At 69.5% G+C, this 13,601-nt stretch carries 15 protein-coding genes; 10 read left to right on the top strand and 5 right to left on the bottom strand.

Features of this window, described 5'->3' with window-relative positions; all coding sequences use genetic code 11:
* The 5 genes from AB0I45_RS08410 to AB0I45_RS08390 all read right to left on the bottom strand — a co-directional run.
* Nucleotides 1-134, bottom strand: a 134-nt coding sequence (locus tag AB0I45_RS08410; protein ID WP_360317776.1) for a transposase, incomplete at its 3' end; no start/stop codon positions are given.
* Nucleotides 135-209: 75 nt separating this feature from the next.
* Nucleotides 210-749 carry a glutamate-cysteine ligase family protein gene (locus tag AB0I45_RS08405; protein WP_360317773.1) on the bottom strand — a complete coding sequence of 180 codons (540 nt, stop codon included), beginning with the start codon at nt 747-749 and terminating at the stop codon, nt 210-212.
* A 185-nt stretch (nt 750-934) separates the two neighbouring features.
* A complete protein-coding gene (locus AB0I45_RS08400; RefSeq protein WP_360317755.1) occupies nt 935-1,069 on the bottom strand; it encodes a hypothetical protein in 135 nt (44 codons plus the stop codon).
* 526 nt (nt 1,070-1,595) lie between these two features.
* Nucleotides 1,596-2,342 carry an ABC transporter ATP-binding protein gene (locus tag AB0I45_RS08395; protein WP_360317752.1) on the bottom strand — a complete coding sequence of 249 codons (747 nt, stop codon included), beginning with the start codon at nt 2,340-2,342 and terminating at the stop codon, nt 1,596-1,598.
* A 2-nt stretch (nt 2,343-2,344) separates the two neighbouring features.
* A complete protein-coding gene (locus AB0I45_RS08390; RefSeq protein ID WP_360317770.1) occupies nt 2,345-2,992 on the bottom strand; it encodes an ABC transporter permease in 648 nt (215 codons plus the stop codon).
* 313 nt (nt 2,993-3,305) lie between these two features.
* On the opposite strand from AB0I45_RS08390, the gene AB0I45_RS08385 reads away from it, so the two are divergent.
* The 10 genes from AB0I45_RS08385 to AB0I45_RS08340 all read left to right on the top strand — a co-directional run bounded on the left by AB0I45_RS08385 (nt 3,306) and on the right by AB0I45_RS08340 (nt 13,591).
* Nucleotides 3,306-3,914 carry a response regulator transcription factor gene (locus AB0I45_RS08385; RefSeq protein WP_360317749.1) on the top strand — a complete coding sequence of 203 codons (609 nt, stop codon included), beginning with the start codon at nt 3,306-3,308 and terminating at the stop codon, nt 3,912-3,914.
* Nucleotides 3,915-4,011: 97 nt separating this feature from the next.
* Entirely contained in the window at nt 4,012-5,409 is a 1,398-nt protein-coding gene (locus AB0I45_RS08380; protein WP_360317746.1) for an FAD-dependent oxidoreductase, read from the top strand.
* Between the two features lie 43 nt (nt 5,410-5,452).
* Nucleotides 5,453-6,301 (top strand): ABC transporter permease, encoded by an 849-nt coding sequence (locus AB0I45_RS08375; RefSeq protein WP_345029413.1) that lies wholly within the window; start codon nt 5,453-5,455, stop codon nt 6,299-6,301.
* On the top strand, nt 6,285-7,043 hold the full coding sequence (locus tag AB0I45_RS08370) for an ABC transporter ATP-binding protein (RefSeq protein ID WP_360317742.1): 759 nt from the start codon (nt 6,285-6,287) through the stop codon (nt 7,041-7,043). Before AB0I45_RS08375 ends, AB0I45_RS08370 begins: the two co-directional genes overlap by 17 nt.
* A gap of 351 nt (nt 7,044-7,394) precedes the next feature.
* Nucleotides 7,395-8,996: an LPXTG cell wall anchor domain-containing protein gene (locus AB0I45_RS08365; RefSeq protein WP_360317739.1), complete on the top strand. Its 1,602-nt coding sequence runs from the start codon at nt 7,395-7,397 to the stop codon at nt 8,994-8,996.
* Nucleotides 8,997-9,072: 76 nt separating this feature from the next.
* Nucleotides 9,073-10,152 carry a glycosyltransferase family 2 protein gene (locus AB0I45_RS08360; RefSeq protein ID WP_247423607.1) on the top strand — a complete coding sequence of 360 codons (1,080 nt, stop codon included), beginning with the start codon at nt 9,073-9,075 and terminating at the stop codon, nt 10,150-10,152.
* 100 nt (nt 10,153-10,252) lie between these two features.
* Nucleotides 10,253-11,215 (top strand): UDP-glucose 4-epimerase GalE, encoded by a 963-nt coding sequence (gene galE / locus AB0I45_RS08355; RefSeq protein ID WP_360317736.1) that lies wholly within the window; start codon nt 10,253-10,255, stop codon nt 11,213-11,215.
* On the top strand, nt 11,212-12,087 hold the full coding sequence (locus AB0I45_RS08350; RefSeq protein ID WP_247423603.1) for a hypothetical protein: 876 nt from the start codon (nt 11,212-11,214) through the stop codon (nt 12,085-12,087). The genes galE and AB0I45_RS08350 overlap by 4 nt, the downstream gene beginning before the upstream one ends.
* A 78-nt stretch (nt 12,088-12,165) precedes the next feature.
* On the top strand, nt 12,166-12,630 hold the full coding sequence (locus AB0I45_RS08345) for a DUF3151 domain-containing protein (RefSeq protein WP_137318764.1): 465 nt from the start codon (nt 12,166-12,168) through the stop codon (nt 12,628-12,630).
* A gap of 121 nt (nt 12,631-12,751) precedes the next feature.
* Nucleotides 12,752-13,591, top strand: a complete 840-nt coding sequence (locus tag AB0I45_RS08340; protein WP_360317732.1) for a type II CAAX endopeptidase family protein — start codon at nt 12,752-12,754, stop codon at nt 13,589-13,591.
* Nucleotides 13,592-13,601 lie beyond the last annotated feature (10 nt).

Genomic DNA, 13,601 nt, shown 5'->3' with positions numbered 1-13,601 from the left:
CGGTAGCGGTAGATGATGCCCTCGACCATCTGGCGGGCATCAGCGAAGGGCCGGCCCCTGCGGCCGGTCGGAGCAGGCAGCAAGTCAGCGATCAGAGACCATTGAGCATCCGTGAGCAGTTGGAATCTCGACATGCTCCCAGGCTCTCAGCCAGCGAACCACATCATTGTCAGACACGCCCTAACCCCAGTGCGGGCCGTCACCCACGCTCAGGGACTGCTCCGGTGCCCGTCATCGGTGGGGGTGCGGCGGGCATCCGGTGTGCCGCAGTTCTCGCAACCGCCGGCGCGGCAGTCACCATCGTCGCCCCAGGAAGGCGACCGAGTGCCGAGTTGCCGCCGTTGTCGAAGACGGTCTTCGCGGAGCCTCTCGCACTGGCCGCACACCGCACAGGTCTGCCTTCCAGTGAGCATGCCGCATCCGACTCCTCTGGACCGCCCACCGCTGATCGCGCATGCCTCCGGGAGGGTGGCGACGCGGGATTCGTAGTCGGCGAGGTCGTGGAAGCGCGGCGGTATGCCGTTGACCAGCCAGCGCCGGTACTGGATGGTCCGCCAGCTCGCGAACCCGGTGTCCGCGCCCTGCCACACGGGCGAGTTCGCTCCGAGCGCGACCAGCACCGGCAGCCAGGGGCGCAGCCCGTTGAGGGCCCGGACGCCGGTGGCGAGGTCGGCCAGACCCACGTGGACGTGCAGGCCGTTGACATGATGGTCGACGGCGAAGCGCGGGGCGAGCTCGGCGGGGCCGATTCATGAGCCCCGGGACTCACCTCGGAGGGTGAGCGCGGGTGGTCCGGTGCGGTTCCTCGGGCCGCGACCGCGAACCCCATGCGGTCCGCGGTCGCGGCGAGTGCGCGGCGGAAACCGAGCAGTTTGGACAGTGCCGTGCCGGTCTCGGTGTGCACGGGGGAGTTGTACTCGAGCTGGCAGGTGAACTATCCGGCGGTCGCGCTCCTGCCGGCGACCTCGAGCGCGTGGAGCGTGCGCGTCTGCTCGGGGGAGGGGGAGGCCGGCAGTCCGGTGTCCCGATCGATGAGGAGGTACTCCTCCTCGATGCCGAATGTCGTCATGGCCGCCCGCCTCGTCGTCGAAGGGCCGAGGCACCGATGCGAGTCGCAGCGGCCCTCGCCGAGCGGCCGCCCTGCACCTCGGGTAGAAGCAACCTATTACGCGGACGCCGGTTCGGCAATGAGCGCCGGTCGGACGATGCCGCCGGTGCACTGCGGCGATTCGGCGGATCAGCCGGTCGGGATGGCCACGATCGGATCCGTGGTCGGCGCCGCCGACCCGCCCTCGGGCTCGACGGTGATCGTGAACGTCGATCAGACGGGCACCCGGTCGAACGCTGTCGGCGCGCGTCCTGCCGCCGGTCATCGAGGCGGCCCAACCCCGTCGCGCGTATTCCCGGCGGAGGTGCGGTTGCCTGCGCGGGATTCCGCTTCCACTCATCACTGCCGCCCCAACTATCGTGCCAATTCGCCGAACCTCGACCGGATGCGGGACTTCGTGAGATTTGTTCCGCGCGGTGATCGGTTCTGCGCACCGGGCGGGATTCGACCCGACCGGCAGCTCTCGGATCACGGGTCCGGGAGCAGGTCAGTCCAGGCGGCCGCCGCGGATCGTCAAGGCTGTGTCGGCCAGGGGCACGAACTCGGTATCGTGGGTGACGACGACCGTTGCGGTGTCGAACTGCCGGGTCGTCGCCACGATGAGGTCGATGATGGCTCTCGAGCGGTCGTGATCGAGCGCGGACGTGGGTTCGTCGACCAGCATGACCTTCGGTCGTCCCATGAGAGCTCGCGCGACGTTCACCCGTTGCCGTTGACCACCGGACAGCTGATGCGGTCGCCGGTCGGCGGCGGCGGCCAGACCGACGACCTCGAGCAGCTCGTGCGCCCGCTGGCCGGCACGGGCCAGCTGCCGGCCCCGGGCCCCGCGCAGATGCTCAGTGAGCACGAGCTGGTCGTGCGCGGTGAGCAACGGGAGCAGGTTGGGCTGCTGGAAGATCGTGCCGAGCTGCTTTCTCCGCAGCATCGCGCGGTCCTTCTCCGGCAGTCCGGTGAGCTCGCGACCTGCCAGGCGCACCGATCCCGAACTCGGACCGATGAGGGTCGACGCGACGGCCAGGAGCGAGGACTTGCCGGATCCCGACGGTCCCACGAGAGCAGTGACGGTTCCCGACTCGGCGGAGAGATCGACGGCGGCCAGGGCGCGGATGGTGCGGGGTGCGCCGTTCTCGTCCACGCCATCGGGGTAGACGAGGCTGACGTTCTCGAGCCGGAGCGCGGGAGCGGATCGGTGGGGTGCGGGGGAGGGCAGGGGCTGAGGCGTCGATGAGTGCATGGTCAGTTCCCTCCGAGAGCGAGCAGGGGATCGATCCGGGTCACGCGCCGGGTGGCCAGTGCAGCCCCGATCAGACCGAGGACGAATACGCCGAGCACCGGCGTGAGGATGGTCATCGGCGTCAGCGCGAACGGCACTGCGGAGCCGACCGCCGCTCCTCCGGCGGCACCGGCTGCGCCTCCGGCCGCAGCTCCGAGGAGCACGACGAAGGCGGCCTGGGTCATGGAGTCCCGTACGAGGTAACCGCGGGAGGACCCCAATGCGCGAAGGACGGCGAGATCCCGGGTGCGCTGGATGGTCCACACGGTGAGGAAGGACACCACGACGAGGGCGGAGATGCCGTAGAGGAATGCCTGCATCATGAGGAGCGAACCGCGCTCGGACTGGTAGGCCGGCAGCGCGGAGAAGGCCCGCAGCTCATCGGCTGTGATGACCGACTCGGTGAACGACGGCTCGTCGCCGTCGTCGCCCGGGGCGGCGAAGACGATATGGGACGCGCCGAGGTTCTCCAGGGCCGAGGTGTTCTGCCGGCCCAGTCCGTCGGTCAGACCGGTGAGCAGCACGAGCAGCAGGGTGATGAGTGCGACCACGCCGCCGATCAGGGCGAAGCGCCCCTTCGCGAAGACGATATCGCGGAAGGCCAGGTACATGTCTGCTCTCCGAGGTCGGTAGGAATGTCGGGTGTCCATCCATCATGGTGGAGGGGGCGCGGGCGCGGATCGCCCCACCGGTTGAACCGCAGGGATCATCCGGACGACGCGGAGATCATCCGATCGGTTGACTTCATCCGGAGCGGCAGCAGGTATCATCCGCGGTGAGCCGGCGGATCGGCGGCTCGGCGCGTCGGGTCCGGTGGGTGCGGACGCGCGGAAGAGACGGGCGACAGGCCCTGCGGAGATCGGTCGTCGTGCGTCGTCGTCGCACGATCCACCGGTGGGAGGCACAGTGCCGCGGGTACAGGTGATGATCGTCGATGACCATCCCGTCGTGCGCGCAGGTCTGTGCGCCCTGGTGGACGGGCGCGAGACCATGACGGTGGCGGTCGAGGCCGGCACGGGTGAGGAGGCGCTGCTGCGCCTCGAGGAATTCGGCGCGCAGATCGATGTCATCATGATGGATCTGCGGATGGGCGCGGGAGTGTCGGGGATCGAGGCGACTCGACTGATCCGGGAGCGTTGCGATATACCGGTGCTGATCATGACGGCGTTCGACACCCAGGCCGACGTCGTGGCGGCGCTGGAGGTCGGCGCCATCGGTTACCTGCTCAAGGACTGCCCGGCCGATGAGATCGCGCGTGCCGTGGAGGACGCGGCGGCCGGGAGATCGGTGCTCTCTCCGTCCGTCATCGCACAGATGATGAAGCGGATCGCCTCCCCGGCGACAGCCCTGACCCCGCGCGAGATCGAGATCCTCGAACTCCTCTCCGGCGGTGCCACCAACCGCCAGCTGGCGCGCCGGCTGTTCATCTCCGAGGCGACAGTCAAGACCCACCTCGTGCACATCTTCGACAAGCTCGGAGCGGACAATCGGACCCAGGCGATCGAACGCGCCCGCGACGAGCGCGTGATCTGAGCAGTCGTCGCAACGAGGTCGGCGTCGGGTCGCGACGAACAGGCAGAGGCGCCGCGGTCATGGCCGGCGAGGCGATCTCAGGTAGTGTCGGTGTGCCATGTGCGATGAATCCCGCTCCGCCGCCGCTCCGGGCCTGCACCCTGACTCCGTCGGCGGTGCGGTGCTCGTCGTCGGCGCAGGCGAGGCCGGTTCGCGTGTGGCCGGTGCACTTGCCGGCAGGGGCGCACCGGTCGTCGTTCTCTCCCCCGACGGTTCGCCCGGCGTCGAACTGCCGCCGCTGTCGAAGAAGCTCTTCGCGGAATCGTTGACGCTCACCGCGCACAGTGTGGACCCGGCCGCCGCAGACTCCGGTCCGGGACATGCCGTGTCCGGCGGCTCGAGCGTCGCACTTCTTCAGGGCGCAGCCGTCGAGCTCGACCTCGACACCCGCTCTGTCCGGCTCGACACCGGGGAGTGGGTCCACGGCTCCGCCATCGTCATCGCCACCGGATCCGCCGCCCGGATCCTCGACATCGAGCTGCCCGGCGGCCCGGCCTTCACTCTGCACTCCGCCGCCGACGCACAGGCGATCCGCGAGCACCTCGCGGCGCTCCGCTCCGGTTCCGCCCAGGACACCCCGGTCGATATCGGCATCATCGGCTCCGGCTTCCTCGCGCTCGAGCTCGCCCGCGGTGCGGTGGACGCCGGCCATACGGCGACCGTGCACCTCAACGGGCCGCGCCCGCTGCCCCGGCTCAGCGCACCGCTGAGTGACGCCGTCATGGCGCTCCATGAATCCGCCGGCGTCCGCTTCGTCCCGCACTCCACACCGGTCGACTACGTCGCCCGCGACTTCTGGATCACGGCCGTCGGAGCGCAGGCCGCCACGAATTTCGCCGGCCAGGACGTCCAGCGCACGAGCGCGGGCGCGCTCCTCACCGACGCCCACCTCCGGGTCCTCGCTGCGGGCGGCGCCCCGCTGGAGGCGGTCTACGCGATCGGCGACTGCGGGCAGGTGGCGCACGGCCCGATGGCGGCCTACGGCCCCCAGGAATCCGAACCGGTGGCCGCCTCGCAGGGGGAGTGGCTCGGTCGGTGCCTGGGTGCCGCATCGAACCACGCCGAATCACCGGGTCCCGCCGAGCCCGACCCCTCCGAACACGTGGAGCCGGGCCACTCCGCGCCGACCGCCGCCTGGAGCGACCTCCCGTGGCACTGGAGCTTCCAGGGCCCCGTGCGCGTCTTCACCGCCGGCATGTCCGCCGCCGCATCTCAGGGCGAGCCCGTGGTCCTCGGTGACCTGGCGACGGGGAGCGGGCAGGTGGCGCTGTTCGCCTCGGCGGCGGACGACGCCCCGCTCGTCGGCGTCGAGACCCTGGGCCCGCCCAAGCCGCACCTCGCAGCCCGTCGGCTGCTCGCCTCGGGCACGGTGCCCACACGGGGGCAGGTGAGCGCACCCGGTTTCGACCTCGTCACGGCCTCGCGCCTGGCCGGCTCCGGGCCTGCGAGGGCGTAGACTTAGCGGGTCAGAGTCCCCACCGGAGAGTGTCCCGCAGTCTATGAGCTTGTCCGAACTGGCCGCCGCGAACTCGCTCGAGCGCGTCGGCGCCCGGCCGTCGTTCACCGATTACGTCACCGAGGTGTGGCGGCGCCGGGACTTCACATACTCCCTGGCGAAGTACCGCATCCAGAGCGAGAACGAGCGGAATCGCCTGGGCATGCTCTGGGTCGTGCTGCGGCCGATCCTCTCCGCGATGGTCTACGGCCTCGTGTTCGGGCTCATCCTCGCCGGCATGCGTCCGGCGAACTTCGTGCCCTTCCTCATCATCGGCGTGTTCTTCCTCGAGTTCTTCAACACCTCGATGAACGGCGGCGCGAAGTCGATCATCAGCAATACCGCGCTCGTGCAGTCCCTGCCGTTCCCCCGCATGGTGCTGCCGATCGCCACGGTCCTGCAGAACCTGCTCAATTTCATGCCGACCCTGCTGCTGATGTTCGTCCTCACCATGCTGTGGGGGGCGCGGCCGAACCTCTCCTGGTTCCTCTTCATCCCACTCATCGCGTTGTTCTACCTGTTCAACCAGGGTGTGGCGCTGATCTTCGCGCGGCTCACGGTGCACGTGCGCGACCTCAGCCAGTTCGTGCCGTTCATCTCCCGCCTGATCTTCTATACCTCGGGTGTGTTCTTCGACCCGCGCACCGTGCTCGAGCCCTACCCCACCCTGCAGGCGGTCTACGCCTGGCACCCGCTCAACGAGGTGCTCTCGATCGCCCGCGGCATCCTGCTCGACGAGTACTCGATCCCGTGGGACTACTGGTGGAAGCTCGCGATCTGGGCCGTCGTCATCCTCGTCGTCGGCACGGTCTTCTTCTGGAAGGCGGAGGAGCGCTATGGCCGAGAGAACTGAGAAGCCCGCCGAGGGCCAGCCGGTCGTCGCCTGCGACGACGTCCACGTCGAGTTCCGCACCCTGGCCACCGGCAAGCCGATCAAGCCCAGCATGAGCAGCGGCCTGCTCCAGCGCGGCCGGTCCCTGCGCACGGTGCACGCGCTCAAGGGAGTGACCTTCGTGGCGCGCGCCAACGAGTCGATCGGCATCATCGGTACGAACGGCTCGGGCAAGTCCACCCTCATGCGCACGATCACCGGGCTCACCCCGGCCACCCGCGGTGCGGTTTACGCGAAGTCACGGCCCAACCTGCTGGGCGTGGGTGCTGCCCTCATCCCGGATCTGTCCGGCGGCAACAACATCATCCTCGGCGGCCTCGCGATGGGCATGGATCGCGAGGAGATCGAGGCGCAGTACGACGACATCGTCGAGTTCACCGGGCTCGAGGACTTCATCGACATGCCCATGCGCACGTATTCCTCCGGCATGTCCGCCCGCCTCAAGTTCGCGATCGCCACAGCCAAGGAGCACGAGATCCTCATCGTCGACGAGGCGCTGAGCGTGGGCGACCGCGACTTCCAGAAGAAGAGCGAGAAGCGCATCCGCGACATCCGCGAGCGTGCCGGCACCGTGTTCCTCGTCTCCCACTCGATGCGCTCGATCCGCGACACGTGCAACCGCACCATCTGGATCGAGAAGGGTGAGCTCCGCGCCGACGGCGACACCGATGCGGTGGTCAAGGAGTACGAGCAGCACCGGTGAGGCGGCGCGCCGGCCGAGGTGTGAGCAGTCCGCCGGCCGGGCCGGTCAATGCTGCGGATCGGGCCCGCCGGCCCCGGCACGATCCGTGCTGGCAACCGCGCCGGGGTGCCCCATTCCGCGACCAGCCCCGCGCCCCGTGGTGATGACGGTGACCGCGTTTCAAGTGCGCGGTCGTATTGCTGTATGAACACAATGATCACAAATACTTGAATGCTATATCGGCAGATACCATTCAGTTGTCACCGTTCTCGGAAGAGAACAACTGGGATGCGCGATACCAGCGTATCGGGCCGACGCCTCAGTGGAAGACCACGGATACCGGGGGGCGCGGTGAGACCGAAGGAGCACCCTGTGAAACGTATCAGAACACGGTTGAAGGCATTCGTGGCGGCATCGGCAGGTGCTACCCTGCTGGCGCTCGGCACCGCCATCCCGTCGAACGCCGAGACCAGCAACCCCAGCGACGTCTGCGAGGTCGTCGAGGAGGTTAAGTGGACGGCCAAGTCGAAGATCGCCCCCGGTAGCAACGCCGTGCACGAACCGAAGGTCGCCACGCTCAACGGAGACGTCGCCATCGACGGCTGGTGGCAGAACCACTCTCCCATCGCCGGCAAGGGCGAGGCGGGCGTCGACACCTGGGAGGAGGCGGGCACGCCAAACTTCCGCGTCATCGTCGGCACTGTCGAGCCGCTGTACGACGTCGAGGCCGAGGTGACGCTCGATTCTGACGACGTCACGTTCGCCGAGCCCGGTGAGTTGGTCAGCCCTGCGCGCGCTGCCACTCCGGAGCAATACCGGAAGATCCCCCTCGAGAATCTCAAGGAGCCGGTCAAGAAATCCGGGTCACTCATCGAGTGGGGGATCACCGAGAACGGCAAGATGACGGCGGTCCCCAACGCGGACCCGAAGCGGGCAGAGGGCTCGTCCGCGCAGTTCACCGTTGCCGGCAAGCTCGGCAATCCCGCGGAGATGGATGAGAAGAAAGTCAAAGAAATTACGGTGACTTTGACCTTCACCGCCAAGCACACCACGCACAAGATGTGCGAAGACGGGATCGCTGACGGTAACCTCGGCGAGTGCGCCGTCGACTGGAAGGCCGCGGCAGTCATCGACCGCCGCCTCGACGACTACCCGAACCAAGGATACGTCTCCGCTGTCGGCGACGAATACGGCTACTTCAAGACCCACCATTGGATGGGCGGGGGTGACCGACTCTACTGGCGCATCCCGGTGGCCACCCGCCATGCGATCGAGGCAGGCAGTCAGATCACTGTGAGCCGCGGCGACAACTGGACCTGGGACGAGACCCAGCAGATCGAGGACCTGACCGGGCGCGACGACACCCGCGAAGGGCTGGGGCCGTTCTTCTTCAACACCTTCACCGGGGAAGAGGGCTATCAGAACGTTCCCGACGGCGAGCCGGACTTCAAGTGGGACGAGGGCACGCTGACGATCACGCTGCCGGCGATGCCCGCCGACAGCCATGCGATGTTCGTGCTCACCGGCACCCCCGGCGAGGAAACCGATGTAAAGAACACGAGCTACCGCATTGACGCCACCTACAAGGGTGAGTACACGCCCGAGGCGCTCAAGGCCATGGACTGCGGTGAGACTGCGACCCCGACCCCGACGGACACGGCGACCCCGACCCCGACCCCGACGGACACGGCGACTGCGACCCCGACGGACACGGCGACTGCGACCCCGACGGACACGGCGACTGCGACCCCGACAGCCGGCCCGTCCACCGAGGCGCCGCAGCCGGGCGGATCGGGCGCTGACGGCGCGGGCCCTGCACCGAGCGACCGCCCGGGTGGAGGTTCGGGCTCCGACGGCTCCGCCGGAAGCCTCCCGCGCACCGGCGCACAGGGACTCGGCATCGCCGGGATCGGCGCGCTGCTCGTCCTCGCCGGAGCGGGGGCAGTGATGTTCGCCAAGCGCCGCGAGAGCTGATCGGCCGGTGACCGCATGAGCGGCATCTGAGATTCGTCTCAGATGCCGCTCATCTGCGCTGTGGGAGTATTGATCCGTGTTGAAACGATCCCAGCGGCTCACCGCGGATGCCCTGCCGCCGCTGCCCGCCCGGCCAGGAGTCTCCTACATCATGCCGGTCCTCAACGAGGCCGAGCACATTTCTGCCGCGATCACCACGATCCTCGACCAGGAATACGCCGGCGAGAAGGAGATCGTGCTCGCACTCGGCCCGTCGACCGATGAGACGACGTCGATCGTCACCACGCTCGCCGCGGGCGAACCGCGCATCCACATAGTCCACAACCCGGCCGGTGACACCCCGACGAGCCTCAACCTCGCCATCGCCGCCACCTCGCACCCGGTGATCGTCCGCGTCGACGCTCACTCCGAGCTCACCGGCGACTACACCGACACTGCGATCGCAGTGCTGCGCGACACCGGGGCCGCCAACTGCGGCGGGCTCATGCTCGCCCGCGGTCGGACCCCGTTCCAGAAGGCCGTCGCCCGGGCCTACATGTCCCGCGTGGGTCTGGGCGGTCCCGCCTATCACACCGGGGACGAGCCGCAGGAATCCGAGTCGGCCTACCTGGGCATCTACCGCCGCGAGGTGTTCGACGTGCTCGGCGGCTTCGATTCCACCTTGCGCCGCGGTCAGGACTGGGAGCTCAACCTCCGCATCCGCGAGGCCGGCGGACGGATATGGTTCGACCCCCGTCTCGAGGTCACCTACTGGCCGCGCACCACGTGGAGGAAGATCGTCCAGCAGTTCCACGCCACCGGGATCTGGCGCGCCGAACTCATCCGCCGCCACGGCACCAAGAACTCCTGGCGCTACTTCGCTCCGCCGCTCTTGGTGCTCGGCGTGGCGGCCTCCCTCATCGAAACGCTCCTCCAGCTCTCCGGGGCCACCCACACCTGGCCGCGGTTCCTCCGCCACTTCACCGCACTCGTCCACGTGCCGAGCCTCGCCTACGTCGCCGGTATCGTCGCCGCAGCCGGGCAGGCGCGGGACTGCGGCAGGCGGGAGCGAGCGTGGTTCGCTCTCGTGCTCCCCACCATGCACCTGAGCTGGGGCGCCGGTTTCCTCCGCGGCCTGCTCACCGGCGCCGGCACGGCGGCTGACCGCTCCCGCTGAGTTCCGCGCCGGCACCCCGGCTATCCTCGAGAGGGAATCGTCGATGCTCCCGGCACCGGCACGTCCCCGAATCACACCCGACGAAAGGCGTCAGGCGCTCATGAGCACATTGGTCACCGGCGGGGCCGGGTACATCGGCTCCCACGTCGTCCGCCTCCTCGAGCAGCGCGGCGAGCAGGTCGTCGTCGTCGACGACCTCTCCAACGGCATCCCCGCCCGCGTGCCGAACGCCACGTTGGTCGAGCTCGACCTGTCGGCCGCCGACGCCGAATCCCGGCTGCGGGCGGTAATGGAGGAGCACGCGGTCACCGCGGTCATCCACTTCGCGGCGAAGAAGCAGGTGGGGGAGTCGGTGGAGCGCCCGCTCTGGTACTACCGCAACAACGTCGAGGGGCTGGCGAACCTGCTCGCCGCGATGGAGTCCGCGGACGTCACCACGATGGTGTTCTCCTCCTCGGCCGCGGTCTACGGCATACCCGACATCGGGATCGTGCCGGAGAAGATCGACTGCCGCCCGATCAACCCGTACGGGCAGACGAAGCTCGTGGGGGAGTGGATGATCGACAACGCCGCCCGCCACGGCCTGCGTGCGATCAAGCTGCGCTACTTCAACGTCGCCGGCACCGGGTGGCCGGAGCTCGCCGACACCGCGGTGATGAACCTCATCCCGATCATCCTCGACCGCGTCGCCATGGGCCGCGCACCGGTGGTGTTCGGCGACGACTACCCCACTCCGGACGGCACGTGCATCCGCGACTACGTCCACGTCGCCGACCTCGCCGACGCCCACATCGCCGCCCTCGACCACATCGCAGCCGGGGGCATCGCGGAGTCCGTGTTCAACGTCGGCACCGGGCAGGGCGCCTCGGTCCTCGAGGTCATCGATGCGATGTCGTCCGCGCTCGGCCGCGAGCTCACCCCGGAGATCGCGCCGCGACGGCCCGGCGACCCGCCCCAGCTCGTCGCCGACGTCTCCGCGATCGAACGCGAGCTCGGCTGGCGGGCCTCCCGCGGCCTGTCCGCCATCGTGGAATCGGCCGTGCCCGCCGAGCTGCGCCCATGAGCGATGCCGAGCAGAGCGACGCCGCGCAGCAGCCGCGCCGGTTCTACGCCCCGCTCATCGCCGGGGCGATCGTGCTGGCCGCGGTCATCGCCCTCGTCATCGCCAATGCCGTGCGCCAGCCCGAGGCGCTCACCGTCGACGCCCTGCAGAGCCCTGCGGTGGGTGCGCTCGGTGCAGGTGAGGACATCTACCCGGCGAACTCCGCCGAGGCGATCGAGGAGAACGTCAAGTTCGGGTACCTGCCGGCAGTCGCCACCGCCCTGCTGTCCGACGGCACCGTGGCGCTCGCCGACCCGGAGACCGGCCAGGAGGACCTGGGGCTGGAGAAGCCGCTCGAGCAGACGGACGCGGCGGCCTTCACCGCCGCGCGCATCGCTCCGGCCCCGCTGTCGGCCGACCCCGAGGGGGAGGCCGAGGAGGCGGAGACCACCCGCGACGGCACCCCGATCACCTGGGAGCAGGCGCTCATGGAGTACGGCGACGCGACGGTGTTCATGCCCGAGGTCGCCTCCGCCCAGGTCATGGGCCCCGTGCTCGAGGCGATCGAGGCCGGCGGCCGGCCGGAGGGTGTGATCATCCGCTCGTCCGACCTCGAGGTGCTGCGGACCGCTGTCGACCGCGACATCGCTGCTCTCTACTCCGGGGACGTCACCGCGGTGACGCCGGACGCGCTGCTCGAAGCCGGTGTCGGCATGGCCGCGGTGCCCGCCGATTCTGACGAGCTCGACACCTGGCTCGGCTCCGAGGTGAAGATGTGGGCGACCGGAGTGGAATCGGAGGGCGCGCTCGCCGACCTCGCCGAGCGCGGGGCCTTCGGTGCGCTGAGCGCGAATCCGTTCGCCATCCAGCCCTCGAACGTGGAGACTGACTGAGACGAGCCGCGTGCGCGGACCGCACGCCCGCTGACACCCGCGACCTGCGGGAACCACCCATCGGAGGAGAACGACACCATGTCACAACCCATCGGCAGCCCCGTGAGCATCGGCAACCTCGACGCCTCGCAGCTCGGCCCGCAGCCCACGCACCTGCCCGAGGACCACCCCGACGTCGAGGCGAGGAGCCGGATCGACGCCGGCGAGGAGCCCCTCGACGTCGCCCACGACCTGCCCGCGAGCTCGCTCGCCTGGGCGCTGCTCGCAGACGAGGCGTTCGACGAGGGCCGCAAGGTCGATTCCTACGCCTACGCCCGGGTGGGGTACCACCGCGGCCTCGATGCGCTCCGGCAGGCGGGCTGGCGCGGCGCCGGCCCGATCCCTTACTCCCACGAGGTCAACCGCGGTTTCCTCCGCGCGCTCTACGCACTCGGCCGGGCGGCCGCATCGATCGGCGAGGCCGAGGAGGCCGCGCGGGTGGAGAAGTTCCTCCGCGAGTCCGACCCCGAGGCGATCGACCGCATCGCCGCCGACCTCCGCTGAGCGGAGCGTTACGCCGGCTGCGGACTCGGCGAGTTACTCCTCGGTAACGTACTCTGTCCCCCTGCAGAACGGACTTCGTGCGCACCTGACGACCTGGAAGGCCTGGTGTGCGGTCGTCGTCATGCCCGCGCTCATCGTCGGCTCGACCGTCGCGGTCCTCAGCGGACTGGCCGGGAGCCAGGCCGCCAGGGAGGCCTTGAGCTCGCTGCTCATGCCGGTGCAGTTCGTCGCCATCGTCGCGCTCGCCCTCGGCGCCATCGCCCTCGTCGCGCGGAAGCTGCCGACGGTCGAGGACCTCGGGCTGCGGCGCGGGCTGAGCGGCCGCGACGCGATCATCGTCTTCGTCGTCTTCGCCGTCACCCACCTGCTGTTCTGGCTCTTCTCCCTGGTGCCCGGGCAGGACACCGACAGTGCCACGGAGATCTTCGCGGAGATGAAGCTCGACGGCCCTCTCCTGCCGGCCGCGATGGTCGTCATCGCGAGCGTGATCGGCGCCCCCGTCTGCGAGGAGATCCTCTACCGCGGTGCCGTGCTGCGGCCGATCCACGACCACCTCGCCCGCGGCGGCCGGGCCGGGCTGGGCGCGGTGCTCGGCATCCTCGTCAGCGCGGTGATGTTCGCCTTCCCGCACCTCGGCGGGTCCCTCACCGGGGTCGAGGCGATCTCCTACCTCATCACCGGCGCCGCGTTCGGCATCGTGTACGTGCTCACCGGGTCGATGACCGCCGCCATGATCGCCCACGCCCTGCAGAGCTGGGCGGCGTTCGGGCAGGTGCTCGTGTTCGGCCGGGGCGACGCCTCGGTCTCCCCGCTCATCTGGATCCTCGTCCTCGGCTGCCCGCTCTGGGTGTACCTCTGCGCCCGCGGCCTGCGCGCCCTGCTCCCGCACGACCGCAGGGGCGCGGCGCCGGCCGACAGTGCGCAGCCCGCCGGTGGCGGAGGCGCCCCGGACCGCCGGTAGACTGGCGGGG

It is taken from the genome of Brevibacterium sp. NPDC049920, from assembly GCF_040656435.1.
Classification (GTDB): domain Bacteria; phylum Actinomycetota; class Actinomycetes; order Actinomycetales; family Brevibacteriaceae; genus Brevibacterium; species Brevibacterium pityocampae.
This window is presented reverse-complemented; position numbering and strand designations above follow the sequence as displayed.